We start from the raw sequence: 25167 nt of genomic DNA, 5'->3' as shown, positions 1-25167 counted from the left end.
TCGCACTTTTCGCATTGCCTGCATGCATGAGCTGCTGGCAGACGCCCAATTGAGTCAAAGCACACCCAGAGACATACCTGGAGGGAATAATATCAGCATTCGCTATAGATAAACTGCACATCGCAAGCCGGGATATGAAATCGTTTACAAAAAGAAAAGCGTTTAAACGCTTGGAATCAAGTTCACATCTTTTGGCACAAATATCAGAAAACCTTGGGTTGCATATCATAAAATATGCACAAAACCTCACTTTTCATGCAATAAGCTTATTTCTTGAGGGAAATTGATATGATATTTTTATGCGCAGCTGGCAGGTCAATTTTCCTTACTGGCTTATTTTACTGAGAAAATATTGTACCCTTTTTTACCCAACCAAGTGCAAAAGCATATTCCTTTAACGAAATCCATCGCACTTTTCAGCTTGAGTAAAGCCTTTAGACAAGGATATCAGTAAAATAATTTATGACTTTTGCGAATGCCTTTCGCATTCATTCTCACTGCGAGCGGGAAGCCATTCATATGGAATATTTAGAGCGAATTAAGCGCCTGGCGAAGATCCAAGGGATCAGCCAAAAACAACTCGGTGAAACACTGAGTCTTCAACAAGGGACGATGAGCCGGAAACTGTCCGGTAAGTACGGCATTGAAGTACGCGAGCTGGAAAAAATCGCGGAAACACTCAATACTTCAATTAGTTATCTGCTGACGGGTCAAATCGACTCCGGAACGCAGGCAACAACCGCCATCAGCCACGAAACGGGACATCATTCGACGTCAACCTACATTCCGATCATTCACCGCAAAGACTATCTGTCTTATCGTGAAGGCGGGAATGTCGAGGTACTGAGCAAACGTGCGATCCCGCAACACCTGGATCGCGAAGACTGCCTGGGCCTGCTGGTTGATAACGAAAACATTGCACAGTGCGCACCACTGGGCAGCTATGCGCTGGCCACGCGTAAGGCACCCTACCGTCCGAAGCAACCAGTGTTTGCCTCGGTCCGCGGCAGCGAGCCCGATTTTTATCATATGACGCAACTGGCTGACGGTGTCGTCTTCTCCACCTCACAACCGGACTTTCCAAACCTGTTCGTCAACCACGACGAATTCAAAATTCACGGTTATATCATTCAGTCCGACTGGTCATTCGACCGCCTCTGATCGCAGATTTAGTGCTCCTGTCGCTCCCCCCTGACTCACAAATTCATCCGGTTTCGTCAGTCAGGGGTGACAGCGCCCCTTCAAATCGTACAATAGCGGCATGAAACTGAAGGAGCATGCCATGTCTATTGCTACACCATCCCCCGCCACAGACATCCACGTCATCGTTGCATCCACCAATCCGGCCAAAATCCGGGCCGTTGAGGCAGCCTTTTGCGAAGTCTTTCCCGGGCAGACGCTGAGCATCCGGGGACTGGCGGTTGACAGCGGTGTCCGCGCCCAGCCGATGTGCGCCGATGAAACCCTCACGGGTGCACGCAACCGGGTCGAACATGCCAAATCGCAGCAACCGGATGCTCACTTCTATGTCAGTCTGGAAGCAGGCCTTGATGAAGGCGCCACCTTTGCATGGATGGTCATCGACAATGGACAGGTGCGGGGTGAATCACGTTCAGCGTCCCTGCCGCTGCCGCCTCAGGCACTGGCTCGTTTACATAACGGTGAAGAACTGGGCGACGTGATGGATGACATGTTCCAGCAGCAGAACGTCAAACAGCAGGGCGGTGCGATTGCCATGCTGACCGGCCACAAGCTCAGCCGCAGCAGCGTTTATCAGCAGGCACTGATTCTGGCGCTGATTCCGTTCATGAACCTGGCCCTTTACCCCGCAGAATAAGCAAAAAAAGCACCGGCCCTGTCGGAGCCGGTGCATGTTCTCGAGTGCTGTCAGTCAGACACGAATACTTACTGAGCGTCCTGCTGTTTTTTCAGGATATCCGACAACCACTGACGGATGTCTGCATCATGGTGCTTCAGCTCATTGGAACCCCGGGTGATGGTCGCCACGCCGACGCCCAGCAGTTCGCTGATCTTCCGCTGACTGCGGTCGCCGTTCAGCAGCTCATGAAAAATATTCACCCGGGCAATCAGCGATTCCCGCTCATCCGGGGTCAGTAACAGGCGCAGCAGCAGTTCATCTTTGCCCTCGGCTGATGCCTGACGGAACAGGGAGACAATTTGCTGCCAGTCAGTAAATTCCGGCGTATCGGCTTGAGATGACATGGTTTTCCTCAGTCTTCGCCTGTGCCAAACAAGTTCCTCTGCACAGGCTGGTTAACGCTGACCGGATTCTACCCTGAACCGAAGCCGATATCGACTCTCGGCCTCAATACTGCGTGTTCAGTTCCTTGCTCGTCAGCAACTCCGTCGGATTCCCGGTCAGTTTGTCGTAATACACCTCAAACATCAGCACATTCTGAACATAACCACGCGTTTCACCAAAGGGAATGGTTTCCATAAAGGTAAAGGCGTCCAACTGACCATCGCTGAGCTCACGCCAGCGCGTCACCCGCCCGGGCCCGGCGTTATAGGCCGCAAAGGCAAAAATACGGTTATTATCGTAACGTGCCAGCATCATCTTGAGATAACCACTGCCCAGACGGATGTTGACCTCGGGATCTAACAAACTGTTGCTGCCTTTGTATCTGTAACCCAGCTTCCGGGCCGTATGCTTGGCGGTCGCCGGCATCAGCTGCATCAGTCCCCGCGCCCCCACCGGAGACATCGCCTGCGGGTTGAGGGCACTTTCCTGCCGGGCCAGCGCCATCATGGTGGTCATCGACAGTTCACGTTTTTTCCCGAAAGACTGGAACTGATCTTTGAATGCCAGCGGAAAACGCAGTGACAGATGCTCCCACATCTGACCGTAAATCGTGGCCTGTACCGTCAGATGATGCCATTGATTCTGATCGGCATACCCTGCCAGCGGCCAGATGGCTTTCGGGTCGAGATCTTTCAGAAGATACCACCATTCCAGGTTGGCATCATAGACCTTATCCTGCGCCAGCATTTCCTCAATCCGTTTCAGGGCCGGCAAATAAGGCGTCACATCCCGCTCCGCTTCGGTCAGCGTATCGACGGGAAAATCAATTTTCTCGCCCAGCACCGTCGCGGCAGCCGCGCTGTAGAAATTCCGCTCTCCGAGCAGTGCCTGATACTTCGGCTTTGCGGCAGCCGGATCGCTTTTCGCCAGCAGATGCGCCTGCCAGAACTGCCAGCGCAGCGTGCGCTGTTCTTCATCAGACAGCTCCGAAATCCAGTCCTGCGCTTCATTCCAGTGCGCTTGCCGGAGGGCAACACGGATCCGGCGTTCAATCAGGCCGTCATCGCTGCTGTCCCGAAGCACCTGATCCCGCCAACGGATTTGCTCCTGATTCTCGCTATCCATCAGCCGGGATGCGGTGAAATCTGCCAGGGCCTGTTTCTGCTCAGCACTGAGCTTTTGCCCCTCAGCCACCTGTCCGAACTGTTTCAGTGCAGCCCCGACGTCCGAAAACACCAAGCGCTGATACGCCAGCGTACTGAGCTGACGGTTAAAATCATTCACCTTGCTGCGCTTGGCAAAATCTGCCACCCCTTCCGGATTTTTGTACAGCGACAGCAAAGTCTTGCCTTTTTTATCTGCTTTACCGGTCAGCTGCTTATCCAGAAACTTCAGCAGACCATAGTTCCCGGCATCAAACACCAGCAGCATCCGGTCCAGAATCAGCTGACTGGTCCGTTTTCCCGCTTTCTGCCAGGCCGCCAGCAGCGGGTCGCAATCATCATCCAGCGACTGCCCGGTCAGCCATAACGACTTGGCGCCAGCCCAGGCATCTTCTGTATGGCCGGTTTTGCTGAGTGCATAGTAATACTTGCACTGATAACTCTCCCGATATGGCGGTTCTTTCTGAAAATCGACCATGTCCTGCCAGCGCTTGGCATCGACCAGTTCATCCAGATAGGCATAGCCCAGCTTGATCGTGAAAGGAAAATCCTGATATTTATCGATAAAAGCCCGGACTTCCGCAGGTTTCCGGCGGGCCAGCCCGTCCTGAAACTGGCGGTAATCCAGATAAGGTGTCAGTGGGTAATCATTGAGTTTCGATCGGTACGACTTGTAAGTAGCCTGATCATCACTTTCCAGTGCCGCTTTGGCAGCCTCGTACCACGTTCTTTGCTGCTCCAGCGAAGCGGCCTGCGCGACGCCTCCACCCAGCAGCACCCATAGTCCAAGACCCAGAATCCAGCGACCCCGACGGTGCACAACTGCTTCAGACTGCATACGTCTCCTTTCCAGCTAATTTATTGTCTGCGCTCAATATGTTAGCTTTCCCTGCCACACCCAACGTCAGCCCGGCGTCAGGCTCAGGTCAGAAAGCCAGAGAAGCCTTCAATTTTCTGATCTTCGCTCCAATTTGTATGCGTTCAATCTGCCCCGGAAGGCGTTCACCTGATAGAACGGTCATCTATTCATCTTAATCATCATTGTGAGACATTGCTGTTAAACTTAGGCCCAGAATGGTTAAAATACCCCTTTCTCCTTAGATCTAGAGATGACTTACGGAAATGGCTGAATACGTCTATACCATGTCGCGCGTGAGCAAAGTTGTGCCACCTAAGCGACAGATCCTGAAAGATATTTCACTGAGCTTCTTCCCGGGCGCGAAAATCGGCGTACTGGGCCTGAACGGTTCTGGTAAATCCACCCTGCTGCGGATCATGGCCGGCATCGATACCGATATCGAAGGTGAAGCCCGTCCGCAACCCGGTCTGAATGTCGGTTACCTGCCACAGGAACCTGTCCTGGATGAAGAAAAAACGGTTCGTGAAGTGGTCGAAGAGGCCGTCTCTGACGTCGCAAATGCATTGGCACGTCTGGATGCTGTTTACGCGGCATACGCGGATGCCGATGCCGATTTCGATGCCCTGGCGAAAGAACAAGGCGAACTGGAAGCACTGATCCAGGCGAAAGACGGCCATAATCTGGACAACACCCTGGAGCGTGCTGCTGATGCCCTGCGTCTGCCGGAGTGGGATGCCCAGATCAAGCACCTGTCCGGTGGTGAGCGCCGCCGTGTCGCGATCTGCCGCCTGTTGCTGGAAAAACCAGACATGCTGCTGCTCGACGAACCGACCAACCACCTGGATGCAGAATCTGTGGGCTGGCTGGAGCGCTTCCTGGTCGATTACACCGGTACCGTGGTAGCCATCACGCACGACCGTTACTTCCTGGACAATGCTGCAGGCTGGATTCTGGAACTCGACCGGGGTGAAGGTATTCCATGGCAGGGCAACTATACGTCCTGGCTGGAGCAGAAAGATGCCCGTCTGAAGCAGGAAGCCTCTCAGGAGAAAGCGCGTCAGAAAACCATCGAGAAAGAGCTGGAGTGGGTTCGTCAGAATCCAAAAGGCCGACAGGCGAAATCCAAAGCCCGTATGGCCCGCTTTGAAGAGCTGAACACCACAGATCACCAGAAGCGGAACGAAACCAACGAGCTGTTTATCCCGCCGGGTGAGCGCCTGGGTGACAAAGTCATTGAAGTCAGCAACCTGACCAAATCGTTCGGTGATCGCGTCCTGATCGATGATCTGTCCTTCAGCATGCCGAAAGGTGCAATCGTGGGCATCATCGGTGCCAACGGTGCGGGTAAATCAACCCTGTTCAAAATGCTGAGCGGCACCGAGCAGCCGGATTCAGGCAGCATCGAACTGGGCGACACCGTGACCCTGGCGTCTGTTGAACAGTTCCGTGACAGCATGAACGATACCAACACCGTGTATCAGGAAATCTCTGAAGGCAACGATGTCATTCGCATCAACAACTTCGAGATCCAGTCCCGCGCTTACGTGTCCCGTTTCAACTTCAAAGGCAGCGACCAGCAAAAACGCATCGGCGAGCTGTCCGGTGGTGAGCGGAACCGTGTCCACCTGGCAAAACTGCTGAAAGCCGGCGGCAACGTGTTGCTGCTCGACGAACCAACCAACGACCTGGACGTTGAAACCCTGCGAGCACTGGAAGAAGCCCTGCTGGAATTTCCGGGCTGTGCCATGGTGATCTCGCACGACCGTTGGTTCCTGGACCGGATTGCGACCCATATTCTGGATTACCGTGATGAAGGTCAGGTGAACTTCTTCGAAGGCAACTACACCGAATACACCGACTGGCTGAAAAAGACCCTGGGTGCGCAGGCTGCAGAGCCACACCGCATCAAGTACAAGCGCATTGCGAAGTAATCACTTCCCTGCAAAAAAAGAAGGCTGCCTCCGGGCAGCCTTTTTATTTGGGGCGGTATATCCAGCAGTAATGATTGAAGGTTCTCTCAACAAACCGTTGTGTCAATTGGGCAAGCCGGAAAGATGGCCCTACACTCGAAGATATCAATCCCTGAAGGTGTACACAGATGATGAAAGAAAGACGCCAGTTTATCCGCATTGTGTATCAGGCTCCGGCGACGCTGCGGCAGAGGGACTTCCAATGGAATACCACCCTGAAAGATATCTCGCTGCATGGCATCCTGCTTTCCCGTCCCGACGGTTGGCAACCCGGGGGCGATCCGGCCTTTCAGGTTGATGTCGTCCTGCCGCAGACCGATGTCCACCTCACGATGCTCGCAGAGCTGGTCGATCAGAACAACCACAGTCTGCGGATGAAAATCGTCAATATCGATATCGACAGCATTTCCCATCTACGTCGCCTGATCGAGCTCAATCTCGGCAATGATGCGCTGCTCCACCGCGAGCTGGAGCATCTCGCTGATCTGGCTGAAGATGAGTAGCCGCTAACCGGCGACCCGTTCAAAAGCCCCAAGGGCTTCCTGCAAATCTTCAACCGGGATAATTTCAATCCCCGGTAAAGATCGGCTGGCATTGGCTTTGGGGATAATCGCCCGGGTAAAACCCTGCTTCGCCGCTTCCCGGATCCGCTCAACGCCATTGGCAGAAGGACGGATATCCCCGTTCAGGCCAATTTCACCGAACACCAGAACATCCTGCGGAATCGGTGCATTCTTGAAGCTGGAAAAAATCGCCAGCAGCACCGAGAGATCTGCAGACGTTTCTTCAATCCGGATCCCGCCGACACAGTTCACGAAGATATCCATATCCGACAGCATCACCCCGCCGTGACGGGCCAGCACCGCAATCGACATCGCCAGCCGGTTGGAATCGTAGCCCACGCTCAGGCGTCGCGGTACTTCGGTCAGTGACTGGTTACACAGCGCCTGAATTTCCACCAGCAACGGCCGGGTACCTTCCCACAGCGTGGTACAGACTGAACCGGCGTGGTTTTTGTTGGAGCGGCTGAGGAAGATGGCCGATGGGTTCTTCACCTGCTTCATGCCGGTTTCTGTCATGGCGAAGAAACAGGACTCTGAGTCTGCCCCGAATCGGTTTTTCGACGTTCGCAGCACCCGGAATTTTTCATCAGAGGTCGACGACAGGGCGAACAGGCCGTCCACAATATGGATCAGCTGCATCGGACCGGCGACATTCGAATCTTTGTTGATATGGCCGACAATCATGAAGGTCACGCCTTCCGTCTTGGCAAACCGGGTCAGTGCCGCTGCCGACTCTTTGACCTGACTCGGACTGCCCGCAGCCGAATCATTGTGCGCCACGGTCATGGTCTGAATCGAGTCGATAATGACAAACTCGGCTTTCTGCTCCTGGATATGGTGCAGGATCTGTTCAACCGAGGTTTCAGCAACCACCTGAATTTTATCGATATTGGGCGTCCCCAGGCGCTTAGCCCGCTGGGAGATCTGATGAATAGATTCTTCACCGGAGACATACAGCGCCTCACGCGAGCCCGCCACAGACCCGATACTTTGCAGCAGCAAAGTGGACTTACCCGCGCCCGGATCACCACACAACAGCAGGACTGAGCCAGGCACAATACCGCCGCCCAGTACCCGGTCCAGTTCAGAGATCCCGGAACTGAACCGCGGCAGATCTTTGCTCTCAACCTCAGACAATTTCTGAACCTTGGTCGTAGCTCCGGCATAACTGCTGGCGGTACCGCCACCGACGCTGCCCAGCGCAGACTTGGTCTTGGGGATCGTAAATTCTGTAATGGTGTTCCAGGCGGCACAGGCATTGCACTGCCCCTGCCAGCGTGGAAAATCAGCGCCGCATTCACTGCAGACGTAAGCTCTTTTGGTTTTCGCCATTGTAACCCTTCAGTGACCCAAGCCCGTGGCCTGCCAAACCGTGCGGCAGCAGGTGAATAAAATGACGAATAAACAGCCAGGATATGCGCCAGGCCAGACTTTCCGTCCACAAGCTTATGACAATTTTCATTTTTACTGCACAATTGGAAATCATACCCGATTGAGACCAAATGCTAAAACCACTATGTTGCTGGACGAATACAAAGGACTGATTGAACAATTGCTGCCTGCTTATGACAGCGAGGATTTCAACGACTTATTTCTGCACCTGACCGCAGACTTAAGTGGCCCGGCCCGCCTGCAGGTCAAAATGGAGCTGAACCGAGTGATGGCCCCCTGCCGTCAGGCGATTGATCTGCGTGGCAAAGTCAACGGCGAATGCCGTCCGTACGAGCTGCATGGCATGACCCACTGGCTGGATGATGTGGCGATGAACGTGTACCGCCGACGCATCAAAGCTTATGGCGATCAGTACCGGGTCGGCCTGTATGAGTCGCTGATGAACACCCGCAATAACTTCCGGGTCATGCAGCAACAGCAGCAACAAAAGCCACAGGAGCCGCAACCCGCGGAGAAAGAAGCGCCGGTTGCAGAAGAAGTCTCGCCATTTTCGGCAGAGCTGCTGCGTTTTGGCTACCATCTCAGCCGCAGTGAGCAACGGGTCCAGCTCACCACCCCGGTCGTATTGATGCTGCCCTATTCGCAGGAGGTCAACGGGACCACGGCCGATATCTCGCCATCGGGTGCACGTTTTCGGGTATCGTCTGCTTTCCGTTACTTTGAAGGGCAAATGATCACAGCTTATTTCCCCGAACTGGCCAAACAGTTAAAGGACGACCGCCTGATTCAAGGGATCACATACCGGGTACTGGGCGTCACACCGCATGCAGACAATGACAGTTTCACCTGGCTGCGTCTGGTGCTGGTCGAACCGAGTGAAGCCATCAAGGCTGCCATCGAAGCCCGCCTACAGATGGCCTCGAACCGCTCACGCCGCAATTATGAAGATAAAATCATTCAGACCCGGACCCGGGGCTACGAGCACTGTTTTCTGAAACATACCAGCAGCATCCCGATGTTTTTTGCCGGCAGTGAACTGAAATACTGCCTGCTGACCGAACATAACCGCCATGTCTGGGAACACTGGCATGACGAACGCAATCAGTCGGTGATCAACCATCTGTTGTCTGAAGAGCGGATCAGCACGCTGGGCAGAGAAGGACTCAGCCAGTGCAGCACCCTGATCTACAGCTTTACCCATCAGCATGAAGAGAAAACTTATTTTTATTCGGCTGCACTGCCGGAGATGGGCGTCGAGGAACGGCAACTGTTCTGGCATATCGGTGCGGCCCGGGAAAGCTGGCGAGTGGTTCGCCTGACGCTGTATCCGATCAGCCAGGAAGACCGGAATCAGTTACAGGAAATTGCCCCGGAACTGCTGGAAACCCTGTCGACTCTGACCCATATCGGTGTCTTGCAGGATCTGACGAATCTGGCCGGAAGGCATGATTACCGCCTGACCGAAAAACCGGGTTTGCCGAGCAAACAGCTGCAGACATTTCGCCACCCGCGCAATCCGGTGTCCGGGACCCGGGCAATCTACTTCGACCCGAAACCACAGCGCAGCGAATCCCGCTTCCTGTTCAAAACGCCGGTTACGCTTCAGTTACCGGCTGAATCGGGTCAGGAAAATATTGTCGTCAATGGCCATACCGTCGATATTTCCACGCGGGGACTGAATCTGCGTCTTGCAGAGCCCCTGGAAGCCAAACGCGGCGATCAGGTCAAAGTGACTTTTGATGAGCTGCTGCAAATGGCCAAAGAGGCACCGCTGCGGCGTATCCCTTATCAGGTGGTTCGCCTCAGCCCGGATCGGCGCAATGTTCAGTTCGAGTCCGGTAACGGTGAAGATGTCACCCGCAGTGAGCACTTTCTGCGCCGCCTGATCAAACACAATGAAGCACGTCTGCCGGTCAGCGAGGAAATCATGCCAGCCGGTCCGCTGTTGCTGGCAATGCACCAGATGCTGCTGACCCGCCTGAACTGCCTGCCATTTTTCTGCGAGAAAATCGACAATCAGGTCAAGGTAAGGGCGATGGGCTCCAACAAACCGCTGCCAACACTGGGTAAACTGTTACTCCAGCATGGTGAAGGAAAACGGGTCTCGCTGGCCCCTATCTTTCAGAACCGGGTCAAGCAACTGCTGAGCGAACCGATGCGTCCTGTGGCCGTCAGCCAGCCTTATGTCCGTGAACTGTATCTGGCGATTTTGCCCCAGTCGGGTGCCCAGCCCAAAATGATCAGCAAACTCTTCGATGATTTCCCGACCGGTGAAAGTCGCCGCCGATTTGCACAACAGGCCCGCGAACAGGGACATTTCCTTGCCATCCGGATCGCTGCCGTGCCGGTGATGGACCCGACCACGGCGCTGATCAGCCGGGAGCTGGCCGAACTGTCCCGGGTCGCGATGCACCGGGCCCGCTCACTGGAGATAGAGTTTACGTCACTGACAGGATTCGGCGAATTTTACGACATTACCGATGAGGTCTTACTGCGGCTGGGACTGTAACGATTTCCTTTCAGGGATTCATTCGATGATCCCCGGAGAGCAACGTGTAGCATGACAATTGTCATTCCCGCACAAGCGGGAATGACGGGGTGACTGAGATGGCAACCTCAGCGACTGATTCCGGTTGACTTACCAGCCAATCTTCTGAGGCCACAGTGAAGCAGACAGCAGACAAAGCACGCCGCCTAAATCGGCATAACGGACCGCAGCCGGTGCCGTGGCCTGAACTTTCGGCTTGGCATGATAGGCAATGCCCAATCCGGCCGCAGCCATCATCTTCAGATCGTTGGCACCATCACCGACAGCGACAGTATTGTGTGCTGCAATGCCGTATTCTTCGGCCAGCTCACGCAAAATATCAGCTTTTGTCTGTGCATCCACCACTTTCCCCAGCACCTTACCGGTCAGCTGACCGTCGATAATTTCCAGCTGATTGGACTGGGTATAACTCAGGGCCAGCGTTTCTTGCAGATAGTCCGAGAAATAAGTAAAACCGCCTGAGGCAATGGCCGTCTTCCAGCTATAGTGATGCAGCGCATCCACCAGTTCCCGCATTTCCGGCATCAGCGGGAGTTTCTGGCGGACCTGCTCCAGAATCTCCGCACTGGCGCCTTCCAGCGTCGCAACCCGCTGGCGCAGGCTCTGTTCAAAATCCAGTTCTCCCTGCATGGCACGTTCGGTCACTTCAGCAACCTGCTCACCGACCCCGGCCAGTTTGGCAATCTCATCGATACACTCGATCTCAATCGCCGTTGAGTCCATATCAAACACCGCCAGCCCCGGCTGAGACAAATCCGGCAGGGACTGGTACGGAGCATAATCGATTTCATGCGCTTCCAGAGACTCGGTCAGGCGCTCAGTCAGCGGGTTTGCCAGCAAAAGTACCTCGTAGGGGCCGACTTTCCAGGCCGCAATCACCGACAACGGTTCACCGCTCTGGGAAGCAATGCGATCGAGACGTTCCGGGGTCAGGGGCTGGCGACTGTAGATCACAGCCGAGACGTTTTTCACATCCAGGTTGCTGCTGGCAACACTCTCAGGAAAGCGGGTATGCAGCGAAGTATGTTTCTTAATGGTCAGCACGGTATATCACATCCATGTAAAAGCGTTTTCATCTCCCTTCAAAGTACCCTATTGCAATTTGTCAGGGCAAGTCCCAATATTGTTCAGTTAGTTTCATGAAAGAAGTCCCCACTATGTTTAAGTTCAAAACTGTACGCATGCAACGTATCTGGCAGTTTCTGGTATTGGCCCTCAGTTTCGTCGGCCTGATCACCATGCTGGAGTATGGTGCCCGGCTGAATCAGAACAACTTCGACATGCTGAGTGAACAAACCCAGTCTCTGTCCCGCATTATTGCCCGACAGGCGGCCAGCACGGCTTCCGATGATATTCTCGACAAAGATCAGGACCGGCTGCAGGCGCTGGTGAACCGAATTTCCGATGAACCTCTGATTCTGGATGCCAGTGTTTACGATCTGGAAGGCTCGCCGCTGGCACAGACTGAAGACGCCATGCCACTGGAACAAATCTCCGGTCTGACAACCCCTCTCTCAACCGCAAGCATTGGCCGCCAGCAAATTGTCCAGCCGGTACTGACAGATGATGGTCAGATTGTCGGCTATCTGCGTCTGACGCTGGAGCACGGCAAGCTGGTTCAGCATGCGGCGGATCAGATCGAAAGCATGACCAATACCGTCCGCGGACTGGTGATTGCCGCGCTCTTCATCGGCTTTGTACTGGCCTATACCTTCGGCCGCCGCAAAGACGTCTGGCACTTCCCGTTCCTGCTGACCGCCAATGCGAAGGACTGAAGGGCCGATCTCCGGCTGCGATAGCAATCGGCTTCCTGCACCGAATCAAGCCATAAAAAAAGACGACCGGTGGGTCGTCTTTGACTTGGTTGGGGCCAAAGCCCCGTGCGCGTCCGCCCTGACCGGGCAGAAATCGTTTATGCGTCCTTGATTTAAGCGTCCTTGATTTAAACGTCTTTGGCTTAAGCCTCTTTGTCACCCAGCAGCACAGATTCCAGGGCAATTTCCATCATTTCGAGGAAAGTGGTCTGGCGCTCTTCTGAAGTCGTCGCCTCACCCCGCAGGATATGGTCAGACACAGTACAGATGGTCAGGGCTTTGGCACCGAACTCAGCAGCGACACCGTAAATCCCGGCCGCTTCCATTTCCACACCCAAGATGCCGTACTTATCCATGGTCTTGAAGAAGTCAAAATCCGGGTTATAGAAAAGATCTGCAGAGAACAGGTTACCGACTTTCACTTCGATACCCTTGGCTTTCGCGGCTTCCACCGCATTCTGAACCATGCCGTAATCTGCAATCGCCGCAAAATCATGGCCGCCGAAACGAATCCGGTTGACTTTTGAGTCGGTCGAAGCACCCATGCCGATCACTACATCACGCAGATGTACGTCATCACGCACGGCACCACAGCTGCCAACACGGATGATTTTCTTGACGCCATAGTCTTTAACCAGCTCCGTGGCGTAAATAGAACAGGACGGAATGCCCATACCATGGCCCATTACGGAGATTCTGCGGCCTTTGTAAGTCCCGGTGAAACCGTACATGTTGCGGACATTACAGACTTCTTTGACATCTTCCAGGAAAGTGTCGGCAATGAACTTGGCACGCAGCGGGTCACCCGGCATCAGGACGACATCTGCAAAATCACCCATTTCGGCATTAATATGTGGAGTAGCCATCTGTTCGCTCCTTCTTCTATTTGGATTGCCTCACCCCATCCGGGGCGAGGCCAGTTGCGCATTCAGCGTCAAACATTACCGCGCTATCATGCGGTTACAGGAAAGACTGACCGAAATCCATGGCCGAGATACCGAAGTAGCTCGCCAGACTCTGACCGATATCGGCAAACGTCTCGCGACGTCCCAGAGAACCGGACGGGATTTTCGGACCACTCACCAGCACAGGAATGTGCTCACGGGTATGATCAGTGCCCGGCCAGGTTGGATCGCAGCCGTGGTCAGCGGTAATTACCAGTACATCATCTTCTTTGAGCTGGGACAGCAACTCAGGCAGACGACGGTCGAAGTATTCCAGCGCGGCAGCATAACCGGCGACATCGCGACGGTGGCCGTAGGCCGAATCGAAATCAACGAAGTTGGTAAATACAATGGTGTTATCACCGGCTTTCTCCACTTGTGCCAGCGTGGCATCAAACAGCGCTTCCAGGCCGGTCGCTTTGACTTTCTGGGTGATCCCGCAGTGCGCATAGATATCAGCAATCTTACCGACAGACACCACCTCACCCAGCTTCTCTTCCACCAGCTTCTGCAACACGGTTGCTGAAGGCGGTTCAATCGACAGGTCACGGCGGTTACCGGTCCGCTCAAACTGACCTTTCCCCGGACCGATGAACGGACGGGCGATCACGCGGCCGATGTTGTAATCTTCCAGCTCTTCACGCACGATTTCGCAAAGTTTCAGCAGATTATCCAGGCCATACGTCTCTTCATGACAGGCAATCTGGAACACGGAATCCGCAGAGGTATAGAAAATCGGCTTGCCGGTTTTCATATGCTCTTCACCCAGATCATCCAGCACTTGTGTACCGGATGCATGGCAATTACCCAGGTAGCCCGGCAGCTGAGCGCGCTCAACGATGCGGTCCAGCAGTTCCTGCGGGAAACTGTTGCTGGTGTCGCGGAAGTAGCCCCACTCAAACAGTACAGGAACACCGGCGATTTCCCAGTGGCCGGACGGTGTATCTTTACCGGACGAGATCTCGGCCGCATGGCCGTAAGCGCCCGTGATTTCTGCCAGCGGATCCAGACCCGCCGGGAACTCACCGCACGACTCTTCCGCCGCCTTACCCAGACCCAGACGGGTCAGGTTTGGCAGATTCAGCGGACCGCTGCGATCGGCGTTATCTGCACGGCCTTCCGCACAGGCTTTCGCGATATGGCCCATGGTGTTTGAGCCTACATCGCCGAACTTGACCGCATCTTCCGTTGCGCCCAGGCCAAAGGAATCGAGTACCAGGATAATTGCTCTTTTCATCATTGCTCCAATTTAGACATCTTCAGCACGAATACGACGGTAAACGTCAGGTGTCGCAGCTGGTGCCTGCTCAGTGATTGTAATTGCCTGACGCACGGCATGGGCAGCTTCCTGCCATTGTGCTTCATTACGGGCATGAATGACGGCAAGTGGTGTCTGGCTGTCCACTGTCTGACCCAGGCGGATCATGTCAGTCAGACCCACAGCATAATCAATGCTGTCTGTCGCCACTTTACGGCCACCGCCCATGCTGACGACCGCCATGCCCAGAGCACGGGTGTCCATCGCACCGGCAAAGCCGCTGTTTTGCGCAAACACAGGTTTGATGATCTCTGCGTTTGCCAGGTAATTGTTATAGTTTTCAACAAAATCGGCCGGACCACCCAGGCCGTGAACCATCTTGCCGAAGCGCTCTGCTGCCGCACCGTTATCCAGTACCGCCTGCAGTTTGGTGCGGGCTTCACGGTCATCTTTGGCCAGCCCTGCATTCAGCAACATGTCGGCACACAACGCCATGGTGACTTCGAACAGACGCGGGTTGCGGTATTCACCGGTCAGGAACTGAACGGCCTCACGCACTTCCACTGCGTTCCCGGCACTGGACGCCAGCACCTGGTTCATGTCCGTCAGCAGCGCTGTGGTCTTGGTACCGGCACCGTTTGCCACGGCAACGATTGATTTCGCCAGTTCTTCTGAAGCTTCGTAGGTCGGCATAAAGGCACCGGAACCCACTTTCACGTCCATCACCAGAGATTCCAGGCCAGCGGCCAGTTTCTTGGACAGAATGGATGCCGTGATCAGCGAAATATTATCAACAGTCGCCGTGATATCCCGGGTCGCATACACGCGTTTGTCGGCCGGTGCCAGATCGCCGGTCTGACCGATAATCGCCACACCGGCATCTTTGGTCACCTGACCGAAAACGTCGTTCGACGGCATGATGTTATAGCCCGGAATAGACTCCAGTTTATCCAGCGTGCCGCCGGTATGACCCAGACCGCGGCCGGAGATCATTGGTACGAAGCCGCCGCATGCAGCAACCATCGGACCAAGCATCAGAGAAGTCACGTCACCCACACCACCGGTGGAGTGTTTGTCGACAATCGGGCCACCAAAATTCATGTGGTCCCAGTTCAGCACCATGCCGGAATCTCGCATCGCACAGGTCAGTGCAACACGCTCGTCCATGGTCATATCGTTGAAGTACACCGCCATTGCAAAAGCTGCAATCTGGCCTTCAGACACTGTGTCTTTGGCGATGCCCTGAATAAAAAAGTTGATTTCGTCTCGGGTCAACGCAATATTATCGCGTTTTTTGCGGATGATTTCTTGAGGTAAGTACATAAGATGCCTCGACGTGGCTGAGGAAAGGCAGAAAGTGCTGCGAAAGGAAATAGGATTCCGTCAGCAGTCCAGCCGTCACGGCTCTGCCTGTCCTTGTATTTGGCTGTTCCTGTGGCAGCCGGTGCTCAGACCCGCCGCCACAGACCAGTATTCCGTATGGATGAAGTCGTCAGACTCAGTAACCGCCTTCCGCGGCTTTTTCACCTTCACCCAATGTGTGCAGCAGATTTGCCAGCAAGCTGGACGCACCAAAACGGTAGTGCGCGCTGTCGGCCCAGTCTGCACCCAGAATACGATCGGCCATGGCCAGGAACTGCGCTGCATCTTCAGCAGTTCTTACGCCACCCGCAGGCTTAAAGCCTACTTTGTCCTGCACGCCCATGTCTTTGATCACGGTCAGCATAATCTCAGCGGCTTCCGGAGTTGCATTCACAGGCACCTTACCGGTAGAAGTCTTGATGAAGTCAGCACCCGCCTTGATAGAAATTTCTGAAGCCAGACGGATCAGCGCCGGATCTTTGAGTTCACCGGTTTCAATGATCACTTTCAGCAGAATGTCGCCACACGCCGCTTTACACTGTTTCACCAGCTCAAAGCCGACTTCTTCGTTCCCTGCAATCAGAGCACGATACGGGAAAACCACGTCCACTTCATCAGCGCCATAAGCCACTGCAGCCTTGGTTTCTGCTACCGCAATCTCAATGTCATCGTTGCCGTGCGGGAAGTTGGTCACTGTGGCAATGCGGACTTCCGGCGTGCCCTGCTCGCGCAGTTGCTTTTTGGCAACCGGGATAAAACGAGGATAGATACAAATTGCCGCAGTATTGCCTACCGGGGTTTTTGCGTTCTTACACAGCTCGATCACTTTGGCATCCGTATCGTCATCGTTCAGTGTGGTCAGATCCATCAGTTTTAACGCACGCAGTGCCGCTGTTTTTAAATCGCTCATGACTTTCTCCAGTCGAAATTGCTCTACCAAGTGTTCTGCTCCGCTGTCCCAGACCCGGCTCCTTTGCCAGCCATTGTAGCCACAGAGAAACAGAAGCGGACTTGATTCCGTGAAGACTCAGGCTAACCTGATTGACATCCTTTTCACCGCGTAAGTGGGTTTCCGAACGCTTTCCGAACGGGTAATCCCCTTACCAGCCATTCAGTTCACAGCCTGATTCACAAAAAAACCATCAGACTGCTTTCATGCAGAATCCATCATTCTGCAACCTTTCGCTGTCATATTACCAAGCCATATTCAGGCGAACCATCATTCAGACGTTTCCCAGCGTGGATAATGTGTTGACCAATTCACCCGGTGGCTGACGGCTTTTCCGCAGGCTGAAATCCTGCGTCTTCACACTCAGGAAAAGAACCGTTCGATGATCCACTGATACAGCTGACCGCCCACATAGACGCCAACAATGCCCATGACGCCTGATAATACTGGCGGTGCCGGAATCGGCAGTTTCAGTGCTGAAAATAACAAACCAACGATGACACCAGCGAGTAAAGCGAATACAACTTCATTCATGGCCTGATCCAGTCCGGTGGCAGCCGCTGACACCGCGACAGCCGGAAAACACTCACAGAGTGTAGACCGCAGGCAACGAAGTGTCCTTTTTCCCGGTTGACCTCAGGAGACATGCTTTGCAAGGGTATAGCATGCGCGTCAGGGCAAGAGGAAAAAAGGCCACAAGACCGCTTTTTGCTATTTTTTACCAGAAAAGATTCAGATAGTTACTGAATTTGTTGGAAAGGCGAAAATCTGTCCGTCTGTCTGACAGACAAATAAAAACGCCACAGCAAACATACTGTGGCGTTTTTGTGCCTAATTAGATTCTGTTCGTCTTACAGTGACAGGAACAGACCTGCAATCGTTGCAGACATCAGGTTAGACAGGGTACCCGCGGCAACGGCTTTCATACCGAAGCGAGCGATGTCGTGACGACGGCTTGGAGCCAGACCGCCCAGACCACCCAGCAGGATTGCAATTGAGGACAGGTTTGCGAAACCACACAGTGCGAAGGAGATGATTGCACGTGTCTTCTCAGACATTGCAGCACCTGTTTCAGCAATCACCATGCCGCCATCAGCTACATCTTTCAGGTAAGGTGTGAAGTTCAGGTAAGCAACGAACTCGTTCACAACCAGTTTCTGACCGATGAAAGAACCGGCAACTTCAGCTTCGTTCCATGGCACACCAATCAGGAAGGCCAGTGGCTTGAAGACATAACCCAGGATCAGTTCCAGAGTCAGCTCAGGCATACCGAACCAGCCACCGATACCACCCAGCATACCGTTGATCAGCGCGATCAAACCGATGAAGGCCAGCAGCATCGCACCTACGTTCAGTGCCAGTTGCATACCGGAAGACGCACCCGCTGCAGCCGCATCAATTACGTTTGCAGGTTTGTCATCGTGGCTGTCATCGTCGCCGCCCATTTGCTCAACAGGCTTCTCAGTTTCAGGCTTGATGATTTTCGCAAACAGCAGACCACCAGGAGCCGCCATGAAGGATGCCGCGATCAGATATTCCAGAGGAACACCCATCGATGCGTAACCTGCCAGTACACCACCCGCAACAGATGCCAGACCACCACACATGACCGCAAACAGCTCAGATTGAGTCATTTTAGGTACAAACGGACGCACAACCAGTGGTGCTTCAGTCTGACCTACGAAAATGTTTGCTGTTGCAGACATAGATTCGGCACGAGAGGTACCCAGAGCTTTTTGCAGTGCGCCACCCAGAATGTTGATGACAAACTGCATCACACCCAGATAGTACAGCACGCTGATCAGCGCAGAGAAGAAAACGATAACAGGCAGTACTTTCAGTGCGAAGACGAAACCGCCGCCACCGAAGACTTCAAACATCTTGCCTGATACCAGGCCGCCGAACAGGAAAGAAATACCCTGATCACCGTAACCAATCACATTGGCAACAGCTTGCGATACACCATACAGCGCATCACGGCCTACCGGTACATACAGAACGAATGCACCAAAGAAAAATTGGATGGCAAACGCGCCCCCAACAGTACGTACGTTAATAGCTTTGCGGTTATCAGACAGCAGCACGGCTACCAGCAGCAGCACAACCATCCCAACCAGGCTCATAAACAGGCTCATGGTTTATGGCATCCCTATAGTTAAAATTTGGCGTCTCGACAATTCGGCTCACAAGGAGTCGGGCGCATTATACGCATGGCAACTATCAGCATGTAATGCACACGTCACACTTTGGTTGGCAACCGAGTGAAAGTTGAACATCAAGTGTGATGGCAATCACACTCAAGTTCCACTTGATGCACAATAAAAAGCCAAATAAACGTCAGAATCTTCAAATTTGAGAAGGCAATGCAAACAAGACTTCTGCATTTTTGTTAGTCGCCTGTGTTAACTGGGCTACTGACTCTGATCTCAGTTCCGTCAGAGCGTTCAAAACCTGCACGACTCTGTCCGGACGGTTCGGCTCTCCCTGGAAACCAGCCGGTGGCATATCCGGCGCGTCAGTTTCCAGCAACAATGCATCAAGAGGCAACTGAGCTATTGTAGTGCGAGTTTTGTTTGCTCTGCGATAGGTGATCGTACCACCGACACCAATTTTGATACCTAGATCAAGAAGTTGAGTCGCTTGCTGCAAACTGCCACTGAAAGCGTGATAAACCCCTCCCCGAACCGGCGAACAGGATTTCAGACACTTTAGCAATTCAGGGAAAGCCTTCCGGCAATGAAGAATCACGGGCAGGTTAAACTGATTGGACAGGGAAAGCTGCGCTGAAAGCCAGTCGGTTTGCTGGCGGCGGTCCGCATCCGGAATGGCGAAATCGAGCCCGCATTCGCCCACCGCAACACAACACGGGTCATTCCGGGCCTGTTCAAGCGCCTGTTCCAGCCGTGCCAGCGTCTGTGGTCCGTGCTCCTCTGCAAAGTACGGATGCATCCCCAGGGCATAAAACAGCGCCGGTGCCGTCGGCCCGCCGGTGTGACACAGATTTCTGACCTGCTGCCAGTTCTGCTCCCCGACCGACGGAATCACGATATGGCTGACACCTGCCTGCCGGGCCAAATCGAGATAGTAGCCGGAATTGTCCGCAAAGGGCGGGAAATCAAAATGGCAGTGGCTGTCAATCAGTTGCACGCGGCTCACCGTTGTCTCGGGTCTGGCTCTGAGTTTGGGCCTGGCTCTGGCAGGCTTTCAACCGGGCTGCCCGCTGCGCAGGATGACGGGCATCATCTTCATCATAGCGGACCGGCGCACAACAGCGACGGTTTTCCGGAATCAATCCCATGCGCTCACACCAGGCGTCGTACCGTGCAAGCCAGCTTCGAATGACGTTCAGCATTTGTATGGACTCAAAAAAGAAGAGAGCCTGATTATTTCAGGCTTGCCGAATGAAAGAAACGGCTCCCGCATATTTTCGGGACTCAAAGCACCGGCGCGGAAACACAGCATTACATCCATCACAGTGCGATAAATTTTTCGCGATTCACCCCAAGTTTTCTGGCATTTCACATATAAAACTGCCGTTTATGATACTAAGCATCATAAAACTCATAAAAACGACTTCAGAATGAAAAAGCTCAGTTCCATACTTTTATGTCTTTCGCTGGCAGCATGCGGCGGTGGCGGAGATACAAAAAATGACGGCCAGAATGCAAGCGGGGCAAACTTGCCCCTGGATCCGATCAATGCCGCGGTGAAACTGGGCGATCCCCGACTGCTGCCCAGCGACAGTGCTGCACTGGAACAACGCATCGCAACCATCATCAGTAAGGAACATTCCAGTCTGGCTTCGCTACAGAGCCAGATTTTTGGCCAGAATACGATCCAGTACGATCCCGGCAGAAACTCCCGCTATTTCAGCCTGAAGCATCTGACCAGTGCGAAAGAACTGATCACGGGAAATCAGGGCTATCCCCTGGTTACCCTGAGAGATGCAAAAGAGCGACGCAGCGTGGCCTTTGGCACCAATATCCTACGTGAGCTGGATGCCGGTTCCCACGGCGATTTTGCATCGAACATGCAAAAAATCATCGACTGGCTGCTGGTCCCCGCACTGAGCACGGGCCGTTCCGACCTCAAAGTGTCGTTTACGCTGCTCAGCAGCAGTCACTTTAATCAGTCCAAGAACTGGCTGCAAAGCCGCTACCCAAACCTGACGTTTACCCTGTGTGAAGATGAAGCTCAGCTGTCTGACTGCCTGTCACAAGCCGATCTGATCATCACCGGGACCAGCGGTTCGTTCAGCGAGCACAGTGTAACCACTGCACTGGATGCAGCAGCAGCCCGCAAGCGCGCCATGCTCTATGTGCACACCAACAGCTGGAACTCAACGCCACTGACCAACCCGGTTCTGAGCTACTTTGGCGTACAGACGCAAGCCGTCGGCGGTGCCGGCAATTATTTTACCCAGGATAAGGCCAACTGGTCGTCAGCCGCAGAGATGCGGGACCAGACCGGCTCTCTATCCGGCATTGAAACACTGATTGCCCGTCTCCGGGACAACAGCTTCAGCTTCCATATTGCAGATTGCGAAGATGACAATAACAGCTGCGACAATCTTCCGGCCTTCGGTACCGAGTTTCTGACACCGGCAGAATCACTGCGTGCCATTGTTCGCAATGTTGATGAATCCGCGACCGACATCTTCACATTGCCGGATGATTACACGCTGGAAAAACACCTGATCCTGCTTGCAGATCAATACCGGAAAAACGTCCGTTTCCCGATGTCAAAAAACAGCACCCCGACACTGACGTTTTTGAGAAGCTACTTTGCCGACCATCTGGTGTATAACACGCGTCAGATCAATCCGGTCCAGCCGGATCTGGGGAATTTCAGCCGCACCGATTTCAGCCATGTCTCCCCGGCAGAGCAAACCGTCACGCTGACCAGCCGGACACCGTGGCGTGCCGCCGGTGTTTATGCCCTGCCGGGACAGACCCTGACCGTCACCCGGACAGACCCTCACAGCGACGTGGCCGCCCGGATTTTTATCAATACCCAGCGTGCGACTTCCACCAAACCGATGGCACCGAATGACGGCTACAACCGGCCGAAATTCCTGCAGTCACATCCGGTCACCATCCAGGCCGGCGAGACCATCCACCTGACATCACCTTATGGCGGCCCGGTTCAGGTTGGCTTTACAGACAAAGGGACCGAGATGACCTTTGCATTTCGTCAGATTGGCCAGCATCCGTACTGGAAACCGGGTGAGAATGATGCTGCCTTCATCACGGCGGTGAACAACAACGCCTACGACTGGGCCGAAGTGGCGACCGAACATTTTGAGATCCACTCACGAAACAGCCGGATGCAAACCACGCTGTCTGAAAACAGCCGCTGGGATACACCGGGAGAAATGGCCACATTCATCCAGACTTATCACCACAGCGCTCTCCGGGCACTCGCGGGCTATCATGGCGAGAACATTACGCCGATCAGTGAAGTGGATTCTTTTGCTGCTGCCCATACCCTGAATATTCCTGAATGGGATCAGGTTCAGCATATGAATGCCGACCAACCCACCTGCGGCTACGGCTGCTCGGGTAACCCCTATGATGCCGGCTGGGCATTCAGCGTGCTGGGCCATGGTGACCTGCATGAGGTCGGACATAACGTTGAAAGCGGACGCTTCAAATTCAACGGCTTTGAAGGCCATGCCACCACCAACTTCTATTCCTATTATGCGAAATCTCTGGCAACCGTAAATGAGCCGGGCTACGAGCACCAGTGCCAGTCTCTGCCTTTCGACACCATTCTGGCCGATATCCAGCAAAGTCAGCTGGAAACCGATCCGGCTGCCTATATGGCGGGACGGGGATACAGCAGTTGGAGTCAGGGCGCGGCACTGGTGGTCGAAATGATGATGCATGCGCAGGACAAAGGCGCCCTGAGCAATGGCTGGCACCTGATCCCTCGCCTGCACCTGCTGGACAAAGCGTTTTCGGATGCCGATAACGATGATGCCAGCTGGGATGCAACAAAAGCATCACTGGGCTTCTCCACCTACAGCCGTGCTGAAGCGGGGACGCTGAGCAATAACGACTGGCTGCTGATCGCTGCCAGTTATGCGACGGGTCTCGACTACCGGCCGTATCTGGATTTGCTGGGCCTGAACTACAGCAGCAAAGCCGGCAGTCAGGTGGCCGCATTTGGCAATACGGCCGTCGACAAGGCGTTCTTCAAGCCAGCTTCGAACAGCGCCTATTGTGACAGTCTGAACCAGCCCAAGACCTTCTTCTGAGGCCGGATTCACTCATAAAAAAAGCCCCTGAGATCAGGGGCCTTTTTTGTTTCAGTGCAGCGTGCTGTTTCACGACTGTACTTTATCTGTTCTGCGAATCAGTGCTCACGGGTCGCACGGAAGTCAACTTCCGGGAAGCGCTCTTTCGCCAGGTTCAGGTTCACCATGGTTGGGGCGATGTAAGTGAGATTGTCTCCACCGTCCAGTGCCAGGTTCACTTCATTCTTGCGACGGAATTCGTCGAATTTCTTCGCATCATCGCATTCCACCCAGCGGGCCGTCGCAACGTTCACACCTTCGTAAATCGCTTCGACGTTGTACTCAGATTTCAGACGGGCCACAACCACGTCGAACTGCAGCACACCGACTGCACCCACAATCAGATCATTGTTCTGCAGCGGACGGAACACCTGGACGGCGCCTTCTTCCGACAACTGAACCAGACCTTTCAGCAGTTGCTTCTGCTTCAGCGGATCTTTCAGGCGGATACGACGGAACAATTCCGGCGCAAAGTTCGGGATCCCGGAGAACTTCAGGCTTTCACCCTGCGTAAAGGTATCACCAATCTGGATCGTCCCGTGGTTGTGCAGACCGATGATGTCACCGGCATAGGCATTTTCCGCGCGGGCACGGTCACCGGCCATAAAGGTCACAGCATCCGAAATGCTGACATTTTTGCCGGTCCGGACATGGTTCATCTTCATGCCCTGCGTGTAAGTTCCCGAAACGACACGCATGAAGGCAATCCGGTCACGGTGTTTCGGATCCATGTTCGCCTGAATCTTAAACACGAAACCAGAGAATTTCTCTTCTTCCGCTTCGACCTGACGCTCATTCGCCTGACGCGGCAGCGGCGCAGGCGCCCATTCGGTCAGGCCGTCCAGCATGTGGTCGACCCCGAAGTTACCCAACGCGGTCCCGAAGAAGACCGGTGTCAGTTCACCTTTCAGGAACAGTTCACGATCAAACTCGTGTGATGCGCCCAGCACCAGTTCCAGTTCATCACGCAGCTGCCCGGCCAGATCTTCACCCACAGCCGCATCCAGCTCCGGGTTATCCAGACCTTTAACAATCCGTACTTCCTGAATGGTGTGACCCTGACCGGTTGCGTACAGAATCGTTTCGTCACGGTGGATGTGGTACACACCCTTGAACTCTTTACCACAGCCAATCGGCCAGCTCACCGGTGCACAGGCAATGTTCAGCTCACTTTCCACTTCATCCATCAGTTCCATCGGATCACGGATGTCGCGGTCAAGTTTGTTCATGAAAGTGACAATCGGTGTATCACGCAGACGGGTCACTTCCATCAGCTTACGGGTCCGGTCCTCAACACCTTTCGCCGCATCGATGACCATCAGACAGGAGTCCACCGCTGTCAGCGTACGATAGGTATCTTCCGAGAAATCTTCGTGTCCCGGGGTATCGAGCAGGTTCACCAGACAGTCATTGTACGGAAACTGCATCACGGAGGTCGTTACCGAGATACCACGCTCTTTTTCCATCTCCATCCAGTCGGACTTAGCATGCTGATTTGAGCCGCGGCCTTTAACCGTACCGGCACGCTGTAAAGCGTTTCCGAACAGCAGAACTTTTTCTGTAATCGTGGTTTTACCCGCATCCGGGTGAGAAATGATGGCAAACGTGCGGCGTTTACCCACTTCAGTTAAAAAAGACATATTCAGTGCAGATCCAGTTATCGAATAAAGTCAGCCCAGGCAGGCCAGCATTCTGGCCCAGGCGCCCGGTATTCCAGTTGAGTTTGACCCGGTTCAGTCCGGGTGTTGGCTGATTAACCTGTGGTTACATCCTGGCCTCTGTTC

20 protein-coding genes are annotated in these 25167 nt (G+C 54.0%); 7 read left to right on the top strand and 13 right to left on the bottom strand.

Translation table 11 applies throughout. The features are described from left to right. The first annotated feature begins 519 nt into the window (after nucleotides 1–519). Entirely contained in the window at nucleotides 520–1161 is a 642-nt protein-coding gene (locus SPK40_RS11475) for a helix-turn-helix domain-containing protein (protein ID WP_248141288.1), read from the top strand. 121 nt (nucleotides 1162–1282) lie between these two features. After that, nucleotides 1283–1837: an inosine/xanthosine triphosphatase gene (gene yjjX, locus SPK40_RS11470; protein ID WP_330960555.1), complete on the top strand. Its 555-nt coding sequence runs from the start codon at nucleotides 1283–1285 to the stop codon at nucleotides 1835–1837. A gap of 68 nt (nucleotides 1838–1905) precedes the next feature. Here the strand turns inward: yjjX and trpR are convergent, their stop codons facing one another. Together trpR and sltY are read right to left on the bottom strand one after the other, a co-directional pair. After that, the gene (trpR, locus tag SPK40_RS11465; RefSeq protein ID WP_330960554.1) at nucleotides 1906–2223 is read right to left on the bottom strand and encodes a trp operon repressor; all 318 of its coding nucleotides are present in this window, start codon (nucleotides 2221–2223) and stop codon (nucleotides 1906–1908) included. 103 nt (nucleotides 2224–2326) lie between these two features. Further along, nucleotides 2327–4264 carry a murein transglycosylase gene (gene sltY, locus SPK40_RS11460; protein WP_330960553.1) on the bottom strand — a complete coding sequence of 646 codons (1938 nt, stop codon included), beginning with the start codon at nucleotides 4262–4264 and terminating at the stop codon, nucleotides 2327–2329. Nucleotides 4265–4548: 284 nt separating this feature from the next. On the opposite strand from sltY, the gene ettA reads away from it, so the two are divergent. Together ettA and SPK40_RS11450 are read left to right on the top strand one after the other, a co-directional pair. Next, complete coding sequence (ettA, locus tag SPK40_RS11455; protein ID WP_248141292.1) at nucleotides 4549–6216, top strand: energy-dependent translational throttle protein EttA; 1668 nt, start codon at nucleotides 4549–4551, stop codon at nucleotides 6214–6216. 167 nt (nucleotides 6217–6383) lie between these two features. Then, entirely contained in the window at nucleotides 6384–6758 is a 375-nt protein-coding gene (locus tag SPK40_RS11450; RefSeq protein ID WP_330960552.1) for a PilZ domain-containing protein, read from the top strand. 3 nt (nucleotides 6759–6761) lie between these two features. Here the strand turns inward: SPK40_RS11450 and radA are convergent, their stop codons facing one another. Next, complete coding sequence (radA, locus tag SPK40_RS11445) at nucleotides 6762–8150, bottom strand: DNA repair protein RadA (protein WP_248141293.1); 1389 nt, start codon at nucleotides 8148–8150, stop codon at nucleotides 6762–6764. A gap of 61 nt (nucleotides 8151–8211) precedes the next feature. On the opposite strand from radA, the gene SPK40_RS11440 reads away from it, so the two are divergent. Next, nucleotides 8212–10719 (top strand): PilZ domain-containing protein, encoded by a 2508-nt coding sequence (locus SPK40_RS11440; RefSeq protein WP_330960551.1) that lies wholly within the window; start codon nucleotides 8212–8214, stop codon nucleotides 10717–10719. A 129-nt stretch (nucleotides 10720–10848) separates the two neighbouring features. On the opposite strand, the gene serB is transcribed toward SPK40_RS11440, so the two are convergent. Continuing rightward, nucleotides 10849–11802, bottom strand: coding sequence for a phosphoserine phosphatase (gene serB / locus SPK40_RS11435; RefSeq protein ID WP_330960550.1), 954 nt, complete (start codon nucleotides 11800–11802; stop codon nucleotides 10849–10851). Between the two features lie 113 nt (nucleotides 11803–11915). Here serB and SPK40_RS11430 point away from each other — a divergent pair, with 113 nt between their 5' ends. Continuing rightward, a complete protein-coding gene (locus SPK40_RS11430; RefSeq protein ID WP_248141296.1) occupies nucleotides 11916–12533 on the top strand; it encodes a YtjB family periplasmic protein in 618 nt (205 codons plus the stop codon). Nucleotides 12534–12715: 182 nt separating this feature from the next. Here SPK40_RS11430 and deoD read toward each other — a convergent pair whose 3' ends face one another. From deoD to SPK40_RS11390, 8 genes are all read right to left on the bottom strand, one after another. Continuing rightward, a complete protein-coding gene (gene deoD / locus SPK40_RS11425; RefSeq protein ID WP_330960549.1) occupies nucleotides 12716–13438 on the bottom strand; it encodes a purine-nucleoside phosphorylase in 723 nt (240 codons plus the stop codon). A gap of 94 nt (nucleotides 13439–13532) precedes the next feature. After that, nucleotides 13533–14753, bottom strand: coding sequence for a phosphopentomutase (locus tag SPK40_RS11420; RefSeq protein WP_330960624.1), 1221 nt, complete (start codon nucleotides 14751–14753; stop codon nucleotides 13533–13535). Between the two features lie 12 nt (nucleotides 14754–14765). Beyond that, nucleotides 14766–16097, bottom strand: coding sequence for a thymidine phosphorylase (gene deoA / locus SPK40_RS11415; protein WP_248141298.1), 1332 nt, complete (start codon nucleotides 16095–16097; stop codon nucleotides 14766–14768). Nucleotides 16098–16272: 175 nt separating this feature from the next. Continuing rightward, the gene (deoC, locus tag SPK40_RS11410; RefSeq protein ID WP_248141299.1) at nucleotides 16273–17046 is read right to left on the bottom strand and encodes a deoxyribose-phosphate aldolase; all 774 of its coding nucleotides are present in this window, start codon (nucleotides 17044–17046) and stop codon (nucleotides 16273–16275) included. A gap of 402 nt (nucleotides 17047–17448) precedes the next feature. Then, complete coding sequence (locus SPK40_RS11405; protein ID WP_036751405.1) at nucleotides 17449–17619, bottom strand: XapX domain-containing protein; 171 nt, start codon at nucleotides 17617–17619, stop codon at nucleotides 17449–17451. 317 nt (nucleotides 17620–17936) lie between these two features. After that, nucleotides 17937–19220, bottom strand: coding sequence for a NupC/NupG family nucleoside CNT transporter (locus tag SPK40_RS11400; RefSeq protein WP_248141300.1), 1284 nt, complete (start codon nucleotides 19218–19220; stop codon nucleotides 17937–17939). 211 nt (nucleotides 19221–19431) lie between these two features. Further along, nucleotides 19432–20232, bottom strand: coding sequence for a TatD family hydrolase (locus SPK40_RS11395; protein ID WP_330960548.1), 801 nt, complete (start codon nucleotides 20230–20232; stop codon nucleotides 19432–19434). Beyond that, a complete protein-coding gene (locus SPK40_RS11390; RefSeq protein WP_330960547.1) occupies nucleotides 20219–20437 on the bottom strand; it encodes a hypothetical protein in 219 nt (72 codons plus the stop codon). The genes SPK40_RS11395 and SPK40_RS11390 overlap by 14 nt, the downstream gene beginning before the upstream one ends. Nucleotides 20438–20665: 228 nt before the next feature. On the opposite strand from SPK40_RS11390, the gene SPK40_RS11385 reads away from it, so the two are divergent. Further along, the gene (locus SPK40_RS11385) at nucleotides 20666–23344 is read left to right on the top strand and encodes an ImpA family metalloprotease (RefSeq protein WP_330960546.1); all 2679 of its coding nucleotides are present in this window, start codon (nucleotides 20666–20668) and stop codon (nucleotides 23342–23344) included. Nucleotides 23345–23442: 98 nt separating this feature from the next. On the opposite strand, the gene prfC is transcribed toward SPK40_RS11385, so the two are convergent. Further along, the gene (gene prfC, locus SPK40_RS11380; RefSeq protein ID WP_248141303.1) at nucleotides 23443–25023 is read right to left on the bottom strand and encodes a peptide chain release factor 3; all 1581 of its coding nucleotides are present in this window, start codon (nucleotides 25021–25023) and stop codon (nucleotides 23443–23445) included. Nucleotides 25024–25167: the final 144 nt, after the last annotated feature.

The sequence above is a fragment of the Photobacterium sp. 53610 genome, from assembly GCF_036409375.1.
Lineage (GTDB): Bacteria > Pseudomonadota > Gammaproteobacteria > Enterobacterales > Vibrionaceae > Photobacterium.
This window is presented reverse-complemented; position numbering and strand designations above follow the sequence as displayed.

Excerpts from the sequence above, each read along its gene's own strand:
- SPK40_RS11405 (WP_036751405.1), bottom strand. The coding sequence starts at position 17,619 with ATGAATGAAGTTGTATTCGCTTTACTCGCTGGTGTCATCGTTGGTTTG.
- ettA (WP_248141292.1), top strand. The coding sequence starts at position 4,549 with ATGGCTGAATACGTCTATACCATGTCGCGCGTGAGCAAAGTTGTGCCA.
- trpR (WP_330960554.1), bottom strand. The coding sequence starts at position 2,223 with ATGTCATCTCAAGCCGATACGCCGGAATTTACTGACTGGCAGCAAATT.
- SPK40_RS11390 (WP_330960547.1), bottom strand. The coding sequence starts at position 20,437 with ATGCTGAACGTCATTCGAAGCTGGCTTGCACGGTACGACGCCTGGTGT.
- radA (WP_248141293.1), bottom strand. The coding sequence starts at position 8,150 with ATGGCGAAAACCAAAAGAGCTTACGTCTGCAGTGAATGCGGCGCTGAT.
- SPK40_RS11475 (WP_248141288.1), top strand. The coding sequence starts at position 520 with ATGGAATATTTAGAGCGAATTAAGCGCCTGGCGAAGATCCAAGGGATC.
- sltY (WP_330960553.1), bottom strand. The coding sequence starts at position 4,264 with ATGCAGTCTGAAGCAGTTGTGCACCGTCGGGGTCGCTGGATTCTGGGT.
- yjjX (WP_330960555.1), top strand. The coding sequence starts at position 1,283 with ATGTCTATTGCTACACCATCCCCCGCCACAGACATCCACGTCATCGTT.
- SPK40_RS11430 (WP_248141296.1), top strand. The coding sequence starts at position 11,916 with ATGTTTAAGTTCAAAACTGTACGCATGCAACGTATCTGGCAGTTTCTG.
- SPK40_RS11400 (WP_248141300.1), bottom strand. The coding sequence starts at position 19,220 with ATGAGCCTGTTTATGAGCCTGGTTGGGATGGTTGTGCTGCTGCTGGTA.
- deoD (WP_330960549.1), bottom strand. The coding sequence starts at position 13,438 with ATGGCTACTCCACATATTAATGCCGAAATGGGTGATTTTGCAGATGTC.
- SPK40_RS11385 (WP_330960546.1), top strand. The coding sequence starts at position 20,666 with ATGAAAAAGCTCAGTTCCATACTTTTATGTCTTTCGCTGGCAGCATGC.
- SPK40_RS11420 (WP_330960624.1), bottom strand. The coding sequence starts at position 14,753 with ATGAAAAGAGCAATTATCCTGGTACTCGATTCCTTTGGCCTGGGCGCA.
- SPK40_RS11440 (WP_330960551.1), top strand. The coding sequence starts at position 8,212 with ATGACGAATAAACAGCCAGGATATGCGCCAGGCCAGACTTTCCGTCCA.
- deoC (WP_248141299.1), bottom strand. The coding sequence starts at position 17,046 with ATGAGCGATTTAAAAACAGCGGCACTGCGTGCGTTAAAACTGATGGAT.
- prfC (WP_248141303.1), bottom strand. The coding sequence starts at position 25,023 with ATGTCTTTTTTAACTGAAGTGGGTAAACGCCGCACGTTTGCCATCATT.
- SPK40_RS11450 (WP_330960552.1), top strand. The coding sequence starts at position 6,384 with ATGATGAAAGAAAGACGCCAGTTTATCCGCATTGTGTATCAGGCTCCG.
- deoA (WP_248141298.1), bottom strand. The coding sequence starts at position 16,097 with ATGTACTTACCTCAAGAAATCATCCGCAAAAAACGCGATAATATTGCG.